16 protein-coding genes and 1 pseudogene are annotated in these 17,286 nt (G+C 35.1%); 14 read left to right on the plus strand and 3 right to left on the minus strand.

What is annotated here, in order from left to right:
• Position 1 precedes the first annotated feature (1 nt).
• The 13 genes and pseudogenes from ACPF9A_RS20430 (at position 2) to ACPF9A_RS20490 (ending at position 14,227) form a co-directional block, all read left to right on the plus strand.
• The gene (locus ACPF9A_RS20430; RefSeq protein ID WP_423999956.1) at positions 2 to 745 is read left to right on the plus strand and encodes an ABC transporter ATP-binding protein; all 744 of its coding nucleotides are present in this window, start codon (positions 2 to 4) and stop codon (positions 743 to 745) included.
• Between the two features lie 2 nt (positions 746 to 747).
• A complete protein-coding gene (locus ACPF9A_RS20435) occupies positions 748 to 1,281 on the plus strand; it encodes an ABC transporter permease (protein WP_423999958.1) in 534 nt (177 codons plus the stop codon).
• Positions 1,282 to 1,325: 44 nt separating this feature from the next.
• Positions 1,326 to 2,843, plus strand: coding sequence for an IS1182 family transposase (locus tag ACPF9A_RS20440; RefSeq protein WP_423997090.1), 1,518 nt, complete (start codon positions 1,326 to 1,328; stop codon positions 2,841 to 2,843).
• A 30-nt stretch (positions 2,844 to 2,873) separates the two neighbouring features.
• A pseudogene (locus ACPF9A_RS20445) lies at positions 2,874 to 3,647 on the plus strand (ABC transporter permease); the annotation flags it as partial.
• Between the two features lie 6 nt (positions 3,648 to 3,653).
• Positions 3,654 to 4,691: a sensor histidine kinase gene (locus ACPF9A_RS20450; protein WP_423999960.1), complete on the plus strand. Its 1,038-nt coding sequence runs from the start codon at positions 3,654 to 3,656 to the stop codon at positions 4,689 to 4,691.
• Positions 4,692 to 4,813: 122 nt separating this feature from the next.
• Positions 4,814 to 6,613: an ABC transporter ATP-binding protein gene (locus ACPF9A_RS20455; protein ID WP_423999962.1), complete on the plus strand. Its 1,800-nt coding sequence runs from the start codon at positions 4,814 to 4,816 to the stop codon at positions 6,611 to 6,613.
• Between the two features lie 52 nt (positions 6,614 to 6,665).
• Positions 6,666 to 7,844 carry a YHYH protein gene (locus tag ACPF9A_RS20460; protein WP_423999964.1) on the plus strand — a complete coding sequence of 393 codons (1,179 nt, stop codon included), beginning with the start codon at positions 6,666 to 6,668 and terminating at the stop codon, positions 7,842 to 7,844.
• A 140-nt stretch (positions 7,845 to 7,984) separates the two neighbouring features.
• Positions 7,985 to 8,584, plus strand: a complete 600-nt coding sequence (locus tag ACPF9A_RS20465; RefSeq protein WP_423999966.1) for a YbhB/YbcL family Raf kinase inhibitor-like protein — start codon at positions 7,985 to 7,987, stop codon at positions 8,582 to 8,584.
• A 12-nt stretch (positions 8,585 to 8,596) separates the two neighbouring features.
• Positions 8,597 to 9,613 carry a hypothetical protein gene (locus ACPF9A_RS20470; protein WP_423999968.1) on the plus strand — a complete coding sequence of 339 codons (1,017 nt, stop codon included), beginning with the start codon at positions 8,597 to 8,599 and terminating at the stop codon, positions 9,611 to 9,613.
• A gap of 102 nt (positions 9,614 to 9,715) precedes the next feature.
• On the plus strand, positions 9,716 to 10,459 hold the full coding sequence (locus ACPF9A_RS20475) for a LytR/AlgR family response regulator transcription factor (RefSeq protein ID WP_423999970.1): 744 nt from the start codon (positions 9,716 to 9,718) through the stop codon (positions 10,457 to 10,459).
• 118 nt (positions 10,460 to 10,577) lie between these two features.
• A complete protein-coding gene (locus ACPF9A_RS20480) occupies positions 10,578 to 11,090 on the plus strand; it encodes a GreA/GreB family elongation factor (RefSeq protein ID WP_423999972.1) in 513 nt (170 codons plus the stop codon).
• A 165-nt stretch (positions 11,091 to 11,255) separates the two neighbouring features.
• Complete coding sequence (locus ACPF9A_RS20485) at positions 11,256 to 13,379, plus strand: catalase (protein WP_423999973.1); 2,124 nt, start codon at positions 11,256 to 11,258, stop codon at positions 13,377 to 13,379.
• Positions 13,380 to 13,588: 209 nt separating this feature from the next.
• Positions 13,589 to 14,227, plus strand: coding sequence for a fasciclin domain-containing protein (locus ACPF9A_RS20490; RefSeq protein ID WP_423999975.1), 639 nt, complete (start codon positions 13,589 to 13,591; stop codon positions 14,225 to 14,227).
• Positions 14,228 to 14,298: 71 nt separating this feature from the next.
• Here ACPF9A_RS20490 and ACPF9A_RS20495 read toward each other — a convergent pair whose 3' ends face one another.
• The 3 genes from ACPF9A_RS20495 to ACPF9A_RS20505 all read right to left on the minus strand — a co-directional run bounded on the left by ACPF9A_RS20495 (position 14,299) and on the right by ACPF9A_RS20505 (position 16,808).
• Complete coding sequence (locus ACPF9A_RS20495; RefSeq protein ID WP_423999977.1) at positions 14,299 to 14,856, minus strand: DUF4494 domain-containing protein; 558 nt, start codon at positions 14,854 to 14,856, stop codon at positions 14,299 to 14,301.
• A 187-nt stretch (positions 14,857 to 15,043) separates the two neighbouring features.
• Complete coding sequence (locus tag ACPF9A_RS20500; RefSeq protein WP_423999979.1) at positions 15,044 to 15,718, minus strand: LytR/AlgR family response regulator transcription factor; 675 nt, start codon at positions 15,716 to 15,718, stop codon at positions 15,044 to 15,046.
• Complete coding sequence (locus tag ACPF9A_RS20505; RefSeq protein ID WP_423999981.1) at positions 15,711 to 16,808, minus strand: sensor histidine kinase; 1,098 nt, start codon at positions 16,806 to 16,808, stop codon at positions 15,711 to 15,713. The genes ACPF9A_RS20500 and ACPF9A_RS20505 overlap by 8 nt, the downstream gene beginning before the upstream one ends.
• Before the next feature lie 190 nt (positions 16,809 to 16,998).
• On the opposite strand from ACPF9A_RS20505, the gene ACPF9A_RS20510 reads away from it, so the two are divergent.
• On the plus strand, positions 16,999 to 17,280 hold the full coding sequence (locus ACPF9A_RS20510) for an EF-hand domain-containing protein (protein WP_303600248.1): 282 nt from the start codon (positions 16,999 to 17,001) through the stop codon (positions 17,278 to 17,280).
• Positions 17,281 to 17,286: the final 6 nt, after the last annotated feature.

Genomic DNA, 17,286 nt, shown 5'->3' on the forward strand with positions numbered 1-17,286 from the left:
CATGAGTAAAGAAATCATAAAAATAGAAGACTTAAAACGTGAGTTCGTCATGGGCACAGAAACTGTTCATGCGCTACTTGGAATATCATTCTCTATAAAGGAAGGGGAGTTTGTAACTATTATGGGGTCTAGTGGCTCCGGTAAAAGTACTATGCTTAATATATTGGGCTGCTTAGATCAACCCACATCTGGTACTTATGAGATTGATGGCGTAAGTATGAAAGACTTAAGTAGAAATGAACTGGCTACAATTAGAAATGAGAAAATAGGATTCATTTTTCAATCCTATAACCTTTTAGCTAGAACATCAGCAATTGAAAATGTAGAATTACCATTGTTATATAACAGCAAGGTATCTACAGAGGAGCGAAGAGAACGTGCTATTAAAGCTTTAGAAATGGTTGGCTTGGGAGATAGATTGCATCATACACCTTCTCAACTTTCTGGTGGGCAACAACAACGTGTTGCCATTGCTAGATCACTAGTAAACAACCCAGTAATGATTTTAGCAGATGAGGCAACGGGTAACCTAGATACACGTACATCTTATGAGATTATGTCTTTATTTCAAGATTTGAACAAGAAAGGCATCACCATCACCTTTGTTACTCATGAGCCAGATATAGCTACGTTTAGTAGTAGAACCATCGTATTAAAGGATGGGGATATCATGCAAGATTATCAAAATCATAAAATACAATCCGCAGCAGCAGAATTGGCAAAATTGCCTAAACAAGACGATTAATTATGAGACTATTAAATCTATTTAAAATCGCTTTCAAAGCTATTATTCTTAACAAAACAAGAACATTGTTGACCATGTTAGGGATTATCATTGGCGTAGCTTCGGTAATTGCCATGTTAGCTATAGGTGAAGGTTCTAAAGAGAGTATTAGAAGTACCATTTCAAGTATGGGATCCAATATGATTACCATACGTCCTGGGGCAGATGATAGAGGTCCTGCAAGGGGTAGTGGGGGTGATGTGCAAACTCTTACGCTTGCTAATTATGAAACGATAAAAAATCAATCTACACTTCTAAGTTATATAACACCTATTGTAAATGGTGGCGGACAAGTAATAAACGGTGCCAATAACTGGCCAAGTACCATTTATGGTGTTAACCCAGAATATTTGGAGATTAAAGTTGTGGGGCTTCAAAGTGGGAGTATGTTCACCGATGCCGAAGTAAAATCCGCTTCTAAAGTTGTTGTTCTAGGACAAACCGTCAGACTGCGCAAAAACCTACCCTTTCTTAATAACTTTGTTGATTTCCTTTAGCACGGCCAATACCATAACGTATTGATATTGATTATCTTAATGGTATGGATTTTATAACAGGTTTTGACAGGGACCAACTCGTAATGATGGATTTCGAATCCTGCCTGGGTCCCGATTCGTGGGCAAGGATCGTCGATATGTTCGTGGATATCCTCCCAATGGGCGACCTGGGGTTCAGGGACGTGCTGAACAACGAGGGCAGGCCACCATATCGTTCCTCGGACATGCTCAAACTCTATCTCTACGGCTACAAGAACAAACTGCGCTCCTCCCGCCAATTGGAACATGCCTGCAAGGTAAACCTCGAGGTCATATGGCTCCTGAAGGGACTAAGGCCGTCCGCAAGGAAAATAGCCTATTTCAGAAAGCGTAACCCAAAAGCCTTCAAAGGGGCATTCAGGTATTTTGTGGTGCTGCTCAAGGATTGGGAACTAATCGAAGGCGAGACCATTGCCATCGACTCCTTCAAGATAAGGGCCCAGAACGCCCTGAAGAACAACTTCAACCAGAACAAGATCGACCGCCATATCGAGTACATAGACAACAAGATACTGGAATACCAACAACAACTTGATGCCGAGGACGGAGATTCGGATACCGAAAAAATACAGGACAAAATTGCCTACCAGGAATCGAAGAAGGAAAGATACCGCAACATCGGGGAAGAGCTGCGCACCAGTGGGGAACGACAGATCAGCCTTACCGATCCCGATGCCAGATCGGTAGTACTGCACCGCAACATAATCAATGTGGGCTATAACGTGCAGGCAGGGTGTGATGCAAAATACAAACTCTTCGTCAACAACGACACGGGCACCGTAAACGATACACACGCACTTTCGCCCATGGCACTCGATGCAAAGCAACTTTTGGGCGTGGAAAAAATGAGGACACTTACCGATAAAGGGTACACCACGGGCAAACACCTGGACATCTGCACCAAGAACGGGATAACAACTTACTCATCCCCAAAGGAGCATTCTTCCCAACACAACGGCCTTTATCCCATGGTCGATTTTAAATACGACAGGGAAATGGATACCTATACCTGTCCCGACGGACAGATATTGGTGACCAATGGAACCGTTTACAATAAGGCGGGCCACAAGGTCAAGCATTACAAGAACCGACAGGCCTGCAAGGTCTGCCCCGTAAGGCACCTTTGTACCACGAACAAGAACGGACGCTTCATAGAGCGCTCCATTTATCAGGAGGCCTTGGAGGAAAACCAGAAAAGAGTGGAGGAAAATCCGGAATATTATAGGCTCAGGCAACAGATCACCGAGCACCAGTTCGGGACCATCAAAAGACAATGGGGCTTCACCCATACATTGATGAAAGGAAAACAGAACGTGCTCTCCGAGGTAAACCTGATCATGATATGCTACAACCTTAGCAGACTTGTGTCCATTCTTGACCCAAAAGTGTTGAAGGACAGGCTCAAAAGGCTTGTCGACATATTTTTTGCCCTATTCGGAGCCATTTCAGCCATTTTGGGCGACTTTCCTTTTCTTGGAAATTTAGTTTACCACAAAAGAACCGGCTATAAAACCTTCGCTTAGGGTCCTATAAATCAAAACAAATCATTTATTTTTATTCGAAATGGAGTTGCTGCGCAAACTCCCGTTGTAGACAATGTATTTCCTGATGGTCAAGACCCTGTAGGTCAAATGATCCGTTTTGATAATATTCCGTTTAAAGTTATTGGAGTTTTAGAAGAAAAAGGGGAGAATACATTTGGGCAAGATCAAGATGATGTGGTTATCGCTCCTTACACCACGGTACAAAAACGAATTCTGGCTATTGATTATTTAAATCAGATAATGGCATCTGCCACTAGTGAAGATGATGCACCCGATGCTGTAATAGAAGTAACCGACATTTTACGTGCAGAACATAAGTTAATGGATACCGAAGATGATGATTTTACGGTTCGTTCCATGGAAGAGTTAATTTCTACCTTTAGCTCTACAAGTGAAATGCTTACTATTCTTTTGGTTGCAGTTGCCAGTATTTCATTATTAATTGGTGGTATTGGTATTATGAATATCATGTACTTATCGGTAAAAGAGCGAACAAAAGAAATAGGACTTCGTATGGCTGTTGGCGGTAAGGGTTCTGATATTTTGATGCAATTTCTTATTGAAGCAATATTAATTAGTATTACTGGTGGACTCCTTGGTGTAATCTTAGGTTTAGGTGCTACCGTTTTTATTGAAAAGTTCTTACATTGGCCTACAAGTGTTGCATTGTATTCAATAATAATATCGTTTGCCGTTTGTGCGGTAACAGGTATATTTTTTGGCTGGTATCCGGCAAGAAAAGCATCTTCGCTAGATCCTATCACAGCATTACGTTATGAATAAAAAACTATGTACAAGAATAAAAAAATAATAATTATTCAGCATCTACTGATTTGGTTGGTGCTGTTCAGCATACCTTTTGTTTTATCATACGGTCAAGACTTGGACAATAATAGATTAATTGCCCATTTCTTAATACCGATGCTGTTCTATGCAATCATATTTTATCTGAATTTTTTCTTGCTAATAGACAAATTCCTTTTTCCGAATAAAACGGTAGCATTTATTCTTATCAATTTAGTGATTATTGGTTTTTTTATTTTGATGAAAGAATTTATTGAGGATAATTATTTTGCCGAACTTATAAAAAAGCGCCAGCCTGATGAGAATAGGGAAGGACCGCCATTTAAACTGTTCTTATATGTACAAATGTTGTCTTATGCAGCACCTTTACTTTTTTCAATAGCCATTAAGACCACTAAAAGATGGGTTAGAACTGAAGCGGAGAAAAAGGAAGCGGATAACTTTAAATTACAAACTGAACTGCAGCATCTTAGATATCAGTTACAACCCCATTTCTTTTTCAATTCTTTGAATAATATATATTCGCTTGTAGATATCTCTCCAGATAAAGCAAAATCTACTATTCATAGTTTAGGCAAGCTAATGCGCTATTTGCTATATGAAACAAGTACTGAATTAGTTCCTCTTTCAAAGGAAATTGAATTCATGAGAAAGTATATTGACTTAATGAATCTTCGTTTAACAGATAAAACAACCGTAGAATCTAGCTTTCCAATTAGTGAACCACAAACTAAAATTGCTCCATTATTGTTCATCTCTCTAATTGAAAATGCTTTTAAACATGGGGTTTCTGCGAACAAAAATAGTATCATTTCAATTGATATGACCATTAAGGAAAACATGGTGGATTTCACAATTGAAAACCATAATTTCCCTAAACAGGATGATGATAAAAGCGGTTCAGGAATTGGGTTGGCTAATCTAGAAAAACGCTTACAGTTATTATATCCAAACAAACATACTTTTGAAAAGGAACTTAAAGCTGGTGTTTACAGGGTAAATTTAAAAATAGAGACTAAATAAGCATCATTAGATTCTTATTTTTTTGAATAGTATTGACAGTGATAAACTGGATACTCTAGTTCAATACTAATTATGTTTTTTTAATGCTTTTAAATAAATACAATTCGTTTAAACTTTAATATATGAAAGATGCCTCTAAGCAGACGCTAATAGAGCTTTTTAAAAAACTTTGGGAGTACGTAAAACCTTATAAAAAATTGGTGATTGCGTCTTTAATCCTAACTATAATTGGTGCCTTATTGGCGCAGGTTAATGCGTTAGTATTGCGCTACACCGTTGATGAATTAACCACATTAAGTGACGCAAATAAAACCGTAAAAGATGGGTTTTCGCTATTAGCAACAATTAGTATTATTCTTCTTTTAAAGGAAGGGTTTTATGCACTAGTACAATTTGGTCAAAAGTTCTACGGAGAAAAAATGAAAATTTATATTTCAAAAGACTTTGCCCAAAACATTGTAGAACGCATATTGACTTACAAAATGGCTTTTTATAGTTCTCCAACTAATGAAAGCGGCAAATTACAAACCAGAATAGATTTAGGCGTCTCTAGCCTTACACAGTTAGTAAAAAACTTTTTTATTGACATATTACCTTTATTTTTTAATGCTTTTGTAGCTTTAATTATCATGTTTAACGCTAACGTGTATGTTGGGCTAGTGAGTCTTTCAATTATTCCACTTTTCTTCTACATAAGCAGTCTGCAAGCTAAAAAACTGAAAGGTTTTAGACGCACCATGAGAAAATATAGAGAAACAAAGAATAATGGCATTATTGGTTTAATAAATTCTATTACTGTTATAAAATCATTTACAAGAGAAAATTTTGAAAGTAAAAAGCATGAAGCCATTCAGTTAGACATGACTGAAAATCAATTGCAAACAAGAAAATTAAGTTTCTTATTTGACGGATTGAAAAAATTCACAGAACAATTTGGAGTCGTAATTATTATCATATTAACCGCTTATTTTGTTTTAAACGGCAGCATGACTATCGGCGCCATAATGTTTCATATTTTACTATTTAACAATGTATCGGCACCTATACAACAGCTACATCGCATTTATGATGAAGTACAAGATGCGATAATATATTCGGATGCTTTTTTTGAAATTATGGACGCCGATGAAGAAACAGAATTAAGTGGCAATTACATTCCTGAAAAATTCAACGGTACTTTTGAAATTAATAATGTTGATTTTGCATATCCAAACGGAACCAATGCCCTTTATGATGTTTCGATGGTTATTAAACCCAATACGATAAATGCACTAGTTGGGTTAAGTGGTGCTGGAAAAAGCACGGTGATTAATTTGTTAGATAAGTTCTACGCACCCACTTTAGGCGAAATACTTTTGGATGGTGTTGATTTACAAGAGTATGATACGCATTGGCTAAGAGATAACATTGGGTTGGTCTTACAAAAGAACCATATATTTAATGGTAGCATAAAGGAAAATATGCTTTACGGAAAAGAAAATGCTACAGACGACGAGGTTATAGCGGCAGCAAAACAAGCCTATATCCATGAGCAAATTATTCAATTACCAGAGGGCTATAATTCAAAAGCAACATTACTGTCTGGAGGGCAACAACAGCGGGTTTCTATAGCACGATTATTTTTGAAAAATCCTCCTATTATTTTTCTTGATGAACCCACGGCAAGTTTAGATGCTATAGCAACAGAAAAAATAAAGAAAAGTTTAGACGCCATAAAAAAGGGGAGAACAGTAATTTTTATTTCCCATAGTATTTCTCAAATAATCGATGCTGAAAATGTCATTGTTTTAGAAAAAGGAAAAGTTATTGAACAGGGTACTCATGAGGCATTGTACAGCAATGAGAGTGCCTATTATAAAATTTTTAATGCTATGGCAAACAGCTTAAATATTGATAAAATTAAAAACACTTTAAAAGAATAAATTTTTGATTTTTTTTAAAAAATAACAACTATAAATATTAGTACGAAAGACTATGAAACATTCAATTTTAATTATCCTCGTCGTCTTATCCTTCGGTGCTATTTCTGCTCATGAGGGTGGACATGGAACTCCATCCAAACAATGGGAGTTAACAACAAATGAACTATTCAATGCTGATTTTATTTCTTATGAAAACGGTGAAGTTTGGCTCATGGATGGCAACCATAGTATTCAAACTTTTCAAATTACAGACTTTGCAGAAGCTGATCAAGATTATATTAAAAGTAAAAATGAGTTCATTCATTCATTAAATAGCACAATAGGTATTGAAGCTGATTCTCAATCACTTTCAAATTTTAATTGGGCTATTATTGGTTTAGGTATTATTCTTTTGTCCTTTTCTGTTTTTAAACTGATAAAACAAAAGAAAGCAGTGTATTTTACTCACGGAGTACTTGGGTTAGGTGTAATTTTAATAGTATCGTGTAAAAATACCAGTACTACTAAAACAAGTACTTTACAAGTACCAGCATATAATGTTTCGCTGATGCAAACCTTTTTTGAAAAATTTGACGGTGTCACAACACATTCAGATGAGAACTATCTGTATATTTCATCGAATGGGTTACCAGATCATGAAATGATGGTTGGTATCACAAACTGGCAACAACAAGTGCCTATAAAACAAAATTACACGGGTGACAATAGTTGGGCTATACCTACGCATCCAAAAATGGCGGAACATCCGTTATCTACAAAAACCAATTTACTAAAAGGTGCGATAGCTGTTGCAGTAAATGGAATCCCCATATTTAACCCTTTAAACAATAGAGGTGAAGATGCGAATGCTATTGGAGAGTTAGATAATTGGGGCGGACATTGCGGGCGTGCAGACGATTATCACTACCATTTACCTCCTCTACATTTGCAGGACCAAGTTGGTGCGGGGAATCCAGTTGCTTATGCTGTTGATGGATTTCCTGTATACGGCGAAACCACAGATACATTAGATGAATTTTTAGGAAAAACAAATTCAGATGGTTCGTATCAATATCACACCATTAAAGAATATCCCTATTTTATTGCAGGTATGCGGGGCGAAGTACAATTAGACCCAAAAACAAAAGTACCTGAAAACCAAGTTTATCCGCAACCTAGAACACAAGAATTAAGACCTGCATTAAGACCGTTACGAGGTGCGGAGATTATTGATTTTAAATCCTTAGGATAAAACTCATATTCCTTAACCTACAGTTTAGATTCCAATGAATTTATTATAAATTATGAGTGGGACAGTGAAGATACTTACACCTATCAATTTATAAATCCTGACGGTACATCAACTGTTGAAACCTATAAACCAAGAGAAAAATGAAATATTCAAAATTTATAATTCCCATACTTATTATTGGTTTGATGTCTTGTAAAAACAATAAAAATGCAACTACAGAAGTGAATCATGATAATTTCAAAACCATACATTCAGATTTCAAACTAACCAGTATTGCTATAGAGAATGGTGTTTTATTGGATGCTTATAAGTGCGAAGAGAAGGTCAATGATGTTGAAAACTCCATTCCACTTTCGTGGGAAAATGTGCCAGAAGACACTAAATCGTTGGCAGTTGTCATGTATCATTATCCAAAAAAAGATAATAAAACAGAAATTAATTCCTATCTGTTGTTATGGGATATAGATTCTGAAACCACAGAGATACCATACAAAATGGCTTCTAAAGGAAATTGGTTTATGGGAGCCAATAAAGATGGTACAGCCATATCCTACACATCGCCTTGTTCTAGGGGGAAAGGAAAACATAAATACACTATAGCACTTTATGCCTTATCAGATACGCCAACTAGTTTACCAAAAAAACATAGTTTAAATGTAGATTACAATGTATTTATGAATGCATTGACTACCATGAAAATTATTGATAGAACAACATTAACCTATATATACTCAAATTAAAATAACAAAAAAATGATATACTTAAAGAACACTTTACTACTCTTTGTTTTCGCTTCTTTAACGATGACAGCTTGTAAAAACGGGCAAAACAGTAAAAAAACGACAGCCGAAAATTCAGAAGTTTATAAAGGCACAGCATCTGTATCTCAAGGATCCGCAACAGTACTAACTCAAAATATATTTAATTGCGATAGGGGTAGAGAAGCACCAATTGGTACGTCTACTGCAACAGATGGCAGTAAATGGACGGTTCCTGCAGAAGTAAATTTTACTGATGATAGTTTTCCTTTTGCATCAGATTTGTTTAATCCGTGTACAAAAGTAGAATATATAACGGCAGATGAAGCTTTAGCAGCTTTAGACGGAACAGATATTATAGAAGTTGATGCCGATGGTGAGGTTGTTACGGCATATGTATTTGCCGATAACTATTTTGAAATGTACATTAATGGCATACCTGTAGGTAAGGACAATGTTCCTTTTACCCAATTCAATTCTAATATTGTTCGTTTTAAGGTGAAAACGCCTTTTACAATAGCTATGAAATTAGTAGACTGGGAAGAGAATAGTGGTTTAGGATCAGAAAGCAATAGAGGAAAAGCGTTTCACCCTGGAGATGGTGGTATGGTAGCTGTTTTTAAAAATGCCAAAAATGAAATAATAGCCACAACTAATTCTAATTGGAAAGCACAGACCTATTACACCGCACCAATAAAAGACTTATCATGTGTTTCTGAAGAAGGTGTTTTACGGTTAAGTGATAATTGCAGTACCGAAGGTTCAGATGACGGAACTTCTTACTTTGCCTTACACTGGAAAACTCCAGTTGATTGGCAATCAACAAATTTCGATGATAGTCAATGGCCTAATGCGTCTGAGTATACTAATGAAATTATAGGTGTTGACAACAAATCTTCATACACCAACTTTACCGATATTTTTGATAATAGTGCAGCAGATGCCCAGTTTATATGGTCTACTAATGTAATTTTAGATAATGAGGTGCTTGTTAGGTATACTGTTGAATAAACTATCTGATAGTAAAATCACTTATTACATAAACGAATATCATAGAATCATTTACGTCTAAATTTAGAAAGTACTGTTCATTAATAAATTTTAAAAACCAAAATGGAAGCTATTCAAATAACCTGTATGATTGTTGATGATGAGCCTATGGCTGTTAATCTAGTAGAGAGTTATGTAGCAAAGACTCCTTATTTAAAGTTGATTAAAAAATGTAATAGCGCAATTGAAGCGATGCAGTTTTTAAATTCAGAACAGGTTGACCTTCTTTTTCTAGATATTCAGATGCCAGATTTAACAGGAATTGAATTTTCTAAAATGCTCCCGAAAAATTCTAAAGTGATCTTCACCACTGCATTTGATCAATACGCACTAGAGGGCTTTAAAGTAGAGGCTTTAGATTATCTACTTAAACCTTTCGATTATGCCGAATTCTTAACGGCATCAAATAAAGCTTTAGAATGGTTTTCTTTAGTTAGAGGTAACGCCACGGTTCAAAATAAAGAAATACCTCAAGAAAAGGAGTTTCTTTTCGTAAAGTCAGAATACAAGCAACTGAGAATTAAACTTGCCGATGTATTGTATTTTGAAGGATTGAAAGACTACATTAAAATTTGGTTGAAGGATAACCCTAAGGCTATTTTAACATTAATGAGTCTTAAGAGTTTGGAGGAGGAATTACCGGGAACACATTTTATGCGTGTACATCGATCATTCATTGTAGCTCTGAAATATGTTGAAGTGGTTGAGCGTAGTCAAATCATTATCAACAAACAACGTATTACTGTTTCAGAGCAATACAAACCTCGGTTTTTAGAATATATAAATGATAATTCATTAAACTCATAACGTTTAAATTGACACCATATAAAAGTTACTGCAATCTAATTAATCGAGGTAATTATATATTGAATCTCATTAATGCCGCATTTTAATAAGCTTTAAATTCATTACAAATTAAAAAGTAATGAGCAGAGGTTTTGTTAAAGAAGAAGATCAGGAAGAAATACCGATGGTACCACCAAGGGCAGATTTACCCAGCGGAGCGGTTAATTATGTTACCAAAATAGGGTATAACAATTTATTGGAAGAAAGAAATGCTTTATCACTTGAAAAAGAATCTTTACAACACGACAACGAGAAAGAAAGACGTATTGCAAGTAATTTAATTAATGTTAAATTACAATTGCTGAATGAGCGCATTGCTAGCGCAAAAATTGTAAATCTAAATGAACAACCTCAGAATGAAGTTCGTTTTGGTGCAACGGTACTAGTAGTAATTGATACTACTGAAACACCGCAACAATTTCAAATAGTAGGGGTTGATGAAGCAAACATAGCGAAAGGTAAAATTTCGTTTTTATCACCAATAGCTCGAGTTTTAATATCTAAACATGTTGGCGATACTGCAACATTACAATTAGGTAATGTTGAGCGTGAATTCAGAATTATGAATATATCGTACACTAATACATTATAATAAGCGACCCGCTTTACATGAGCATATTAATTATGTTTGAATTCTTTCGCAAAAACATAATTTTTAACCACTTATTTCTAATAGAGACCATTTTATATTTTTCACAGTTAATTGATCGTTTTTATTACTAATAATTTTATTGGAACAATTGAAACATCCTACACAATGAAAAATGATAAATCAGCAAAAATCAAGGATTTAGAGAAATTCCAAAAAGATATGAATGGCAAAGCTTTGACAACCAATCAAGGTTTAAAAGTTAATGACACTAATAATAGTTTAAAATCTGGCGAGCGCGGTTCTACGCTTCTTGAAGATTTTCTTCTTCGAGAAAAGATTACCAATTTTGACCATGAGAGAATACCTGAGCGCATTGTGCATGCACGTGGTAGCGCTGCCCACGGTTACTTTGAACTTTATGAAAGTATTGAAGAGTTCAGTAAAGCAGGTATTTTTACAGACACTGAACGTAAGACTCCTGTTTTCGTGCGTTTTTCAACAGTAGCAGGTTCTAAGGGTTCACCAGATTTGGCAAGAGATGTTAGAGGTTTTGCCGTTAAATTCTATACCCAAGAAGGTACTTGGGATCTGGTGGGTAACAACATGCCTATTTTCTTTATTCAAGATGCCATGAAGTTTCCAGATTTAATTCACTCTGTAAAACCAGAGCCTAATAAAGAAATTCCCCAAGCAGCCTCTGCACATGATACGTTTTATGATTTCGTTTCATTGACTACAGAAACTTTACACAATCATATTTGGGCGATGAGCGACAGGGCAATTCCTAGAAGTCTTCGTATGATGGAAGGTTTTGGTATTCATACCTTTAGATTAATAAATGATAAAGGTGAGGCACATTTTGTAAAATTTCATTGGAAACCTACTTTAGGAATTCATTCTGTGACGTGGGAAGAGGCTGTGAAAATTAATGGTGCTGATCCAGATTTTCACCGTAGAGATTTATGGGATGCCATTGAATCTGGTCAATTTCCAGAATGGGAGTTAGGTCTTCAGATTATACCTGAGGCTGACGAACATAAATATGAATTCGATTTATTAGACCCTACAAAACTGATTCCTGAAGAAATGGTGCCTGTAAAGATTATAGGTAAAATGACCTTGAATAGAAACCCAGAGAATTTCTTTGCAGAAACAGAACAAGTGGCATTTTTACCAGGCCATATTGTTCCGGGTATTGATTTTACCAATGATCCTTTACTACAAGGTCGTTTGTTTTCTTATCGAGACACACAATTATCACGTTTAGGTAGTCCGAATTTCCATCAAATTCCGATCAACCGTCCTATTGTAGAAACGCATAATAATCAACGTGATGCACATATGCAGATGGATATTCCGAAAGGGCAGACGGCATATTTTCCGAATAGTCTAAACGGTGGTTGTCCGCATCTTTCAAAAATGGCAGAGGGCGCATTTCATTCTTATGAAGAACGAATAGATGCTAAAAAAATTCGAACTAGAAGCGAAAGTTTCAGTGACCATTTTTCGCAACCTGCATTGTTTTATAGAAGTTTGGCTGATTGGGAAAAAGAGCACGTGGCAGCTGCGTATACATTTGAATTAGGGAAATGTAACCATGATCATATTAAAGAACGCATGTTATGGTTAATTGCTCAAATTGATACGGATTTGGCTAAAACAGTTTCGGAAGGTTTGGGTATGAAAATTCCGAAAAATATTGAACAACCAATTAATCAAGCAATTGGTGCCGATGCAGATGTTGAGAAACATCAACCTGGTAAAAAGAAAAATTATCTAGATAAATCAGAGGCATTGAGCATGGCAAATACAAAGTTTGATCGTATTGCTACTAGGCAAATAGCTGTGCTTGCAGCTGATGGATTTAGCATGAAGAATTATACCGCTATAAAAGACAAACTGGAGAAAGAAGGCGCTGTAGTAAAAATTGTTGCCCCACATGGCGGAAACATAACATGTGACCAAAATATGGATCATAAAGTAGATGCCGCAATCGCAACTACTGAAAGTGTACTTTTCGATGCAATTTATATTCCGGGAGGGGAAAAATCTGTAAACGCATTGCTGAAAAATGGCAAGTATTTAAAATTCATTAATGAAACTTTTAAATATTGTAAAGCTATTGCAGTCGATGATGAAGGTGAAAAGGTTTTAGATAAATCTTTTGCTTCTAATTACAAAGATGATAAAGCTATACACATCAATGATAGTGCAACTAATTTTGCCAAAAGTATTGCAAAACACCGCAATTGGGATAGAAGAGTATATTCTGATATGGTACCTGTTTAGTTGAAATAGGTATTGATGTAGCTGCATTATTGTTTGTAATCATTAATGTATCTGTTGAAATTAATTTTATAAAACTTTCTATTAATTATTACGTAAATAAATAAAAGTCTTCTTGCTTAATCTAGTTCGGAGTCTTAATGAACCAAAATAAAAATTCGAGGTAAGCCTCATACTAATTAATCTCGGTAATCGAGTAAATTTCAAAAATTATGAAACTAAGAAAAATTAAAAATTTATTATTTGTCGGTATAGCCATATTGGCTTTAAGTTCTTGTAAAGATCAAGCAAAAATAGACGCTGATAAAAAAGCCATGGAAGAAAAAGTGGCGATGGAAGAAGCGAACGTACAGGCTGAGGAAATGAAAATGAAAGAGGAAGCCAAACAAAAAGAGATGATGGCAACTAGTATTGCTGCAGTAGCAAGTAACAATCCAGAACTGTCTACATTGGTTTCTGCAGTTAAAGCTGCCGATTTAGATAAAATGCTCTCTGAGCCTGGTAGTTACACCGTATTCGCTCCATCGAATAATGCCTTCGAGAAGCTACCTAAAAAAATGTCTATTGCAGAATTAGGAAAACCAGAAAATAAAGAGCTACTGACTCAAATATTACAATATCATGTTGTTTCTGGTGTAATAACAAGCGATAAATTGGTAGCTGCTATTAAAGGGGCAAATGGAAAATATACCTTTACAACCGTTGGTGGAAAAGATATTACCGCTAGTCTTACAGGAGATAAAATTATTTTAAAGGATGAAAAGGGAAATAAAACAGAAGTTGTTTTAGGTAATGTAAAAGCTTCTAACGGAGTGGTACATGTTATTAATAATGTGCTGTTAATGAAGTAAATTCTAAACTGTTATGAATAAAAAAGAGGACCCGATGGGTCCTCTTTTTTATACTATTTAACCAACTGTGCTTATTCTTCGCTAGATAATACGTCACTCATTTCTAATTCTTCATCCATTGAATTATCAACAGGAACTGAATCTTTCAATACATTGAATTTTTCTACACGTTCCATATCATCTTCTTCACCAGAAAAATATGGAAAAACATCCATAATTGGTGATTCTGCTATTGAAGGTACCGAGTATTCACCCATGGTATCTTTCATTACGCTAATCGTATTATCATAAGCTTCTTTTACGTCATTCGCCTGTATCAATAAATACATGTTCGTTTTACGTTCTTTACCACTTTCTTCATCAAAAGCAATTAAAGACACTTTAGATTTAAACCATCTATCTGAATTCTCGAACGGATGAATTTCGGCAAAATTAGCCACCTTAATATTGGTAATTTTAATTTCTTCCGTATCGCTTAAATAAACCGACATCTCTTCGGTAATTCTACTTTCGGCTTCAGTATACGAAATGGCATCAACCAAAAAAGGTTCTGTTTTTACCTTCAACATACCTGAAGCATCGTCTAATTTTCTATATTTTACTTTACACTCGTACCAAGTTGCACTCATAATTTCCATTTATTTTGGGGTGCTAAATATACTTCTTAGTCATAGTTTGCAAAGCCAAAAAATGCAATAGATATTCACAATTTAAGGGTCACGACTATAGTTCTCTAAAAATTAGATACTTAGATATTCTTTGGTGATTTCAGAAGTTTTGAATTAATAGTTGGTATAAAATGGAAGAAAATATCGATTAAAACACTTCGTCTTTAACCTTGTCATAATAAGAATCACTTACAGGGATAATAACATCAGAAAGCATTAAATCTCTACCCTTTAAACCCGTTACGCTGCTTTTATTGATAATGTATGATCGATGAACCCTCATAAACATGGCACTCGGTAATTCTTGTTCTAAAGCCTTTAAACGTTGATTGCTTATGATTTTCTTATTAGCCATATGAAAGGTGACATACTCGCTATCGCTGATGATATACTGAATATCTTCAAATTTCACCTTATGCAAATCATAACCAGATTTAATAGTAAATGAATCAGACTTATCTACTGTTTTATTGGTTTTTACCTTATTTACCGCAGTAACAAATCGCTCGAAAGTAATAGGTTTTAAGAGGTAATCTATAGCATTCAATTCATAGCCTTCTAAAGCGTATTGAGAGTATGCTGTGGTGAAAATTATCTTGGTATTGGAATCTACCATTTTAGCAAAATCCGTCCCCTTTATTTCGGGCATTTGAATATCCAAAAACAAAACATCTACATCATGTTTTTTCATTAATTGTAAAGCCTCTAACGGATTTTCAGCTTCACCTACCAAATTTAAAAAATCTAACTTTTCGATATAAGTTATTAGTAGGGCTCGTGCCAATTCTTCGTCATCTACGACTATACAATTTATACTATTCATTCAACTGCAGTTTTAAATTCACTTTAAAAGCCTCTGTGGTTTCATTTATAACCAATTCATGTCGGTTTGGATATAGAATGGACAAACGTTTCTTTACATTTTCAATTCCAATACCACCAACATCATCCTTTACTATCTTAAATTCAGGTTTACTATTCTCTAATTCAAAATCAAGACTATTTTCGGTAGCATTAATTTTCAGATTGATAAATGTGCCAGTTATTTTTTCAATATTACTATGCTTTAAGGCATTTTCCAAAAAAGGAATCAATAACATGGGCACAATTTGAATATTCTGATTTTCTATAGAATATGTAGTAGTTATAGGATATGTTTTACTACTCTTAAGACAAAACAATTTTATATAATTTTCAATATAATCTATCTCTTTATAAAGCGGAACAATTTCTTGCTCACACTCATACAAAACATACCTAAGCATATCAGACAAATAACTAATACTCTTTTGTGTTCTTCCAGAATCTATTGCAGATAATGCATATATGTTGTTTAAGGCATTAAATAAAAAATGCGGATTGATCTGCGACTTCAACAGCTTCAATTCTGTTTGTAATGCTTCATTTTTATTGATGACTATTTCCTCTTCTTTGCGCTGAGCTAATAGAAATATCTCCACAAGCGTACCAATCACATAGGCAATTGCAATCAATAATAAATTGATAAAGAACCGCGATGGAGGTCTGCGGTTACTTTCTAATGGTGGTCCATCTTCAAATCTAGGTCCTGACCCTGGTCCAAGCCCTTCGGGTCTCGGTCCCAATCTAGGTCCAGGTGCCTGACCTATGGTATTTTCTGGTCCTAGTATCTGATCTGGAACAACATTGGTTAATATTAGGGTGACTACAAAAACCGTAATTATAGAGACTACAGTAAATGCTATATACTTTTTCTTAAGTAATAATTGTGGAACCGTATAATAGATTAATATGGCAATCACTAAAATTTGAAACACGAGTGCTAATCCATTTTCAGCTGCAAATTGAATATCACTGCCACTAAAAATCCAAGCAGTTGACCAAATCAGTAACCAAAGCGCTACGTGAAATATAAAATTCTTATGTCTGTTCATGTTGCAAATAAAAGGAATAAAAATTCAAACAAACCCCGTAAACAAGGGATTAAATAGGTGATTCTAAAGAGTTCGCTGTTTATAACATGCCATTCACTTAAAAGTAAACGGTAAACACTTAATGCGCTCATATTACATTAAAGATTCTTACATCTTTGTTCTCGAATATTAATTATTAAAATTAAAACATATGAAACGTATTACATTAAAAACAGGATTATTATTTGCCATGTTGGTTGCTTTTGGAACCGTTACCGCAAATGCACAGTCTAAAGGAGATAGAAAAGAACCACCAACGACAACTGAGCTTTTAAAGCAAATGGATAAAGATGAAGACGGTCAACTTTCTAAAGAAGAAGTAAAAGGACCTTTAAAAGATGATTTTGATAAGATTGATGCGAATGAAGATGGTTTTCTTTCTAAGGAAGAATTAGATAACGCTCCTAAACCAAAAAGAAGATCTAGAGACTAATTCACA

The organism is Maribacter sp. IgM3_T14_3 (assembly GCF_049603095.1).
Lineage (GTDB): Bacteria > Bacteroidota > Bacteroidia > Flavobacteriales > Flavobacteriaceae > Maribacter.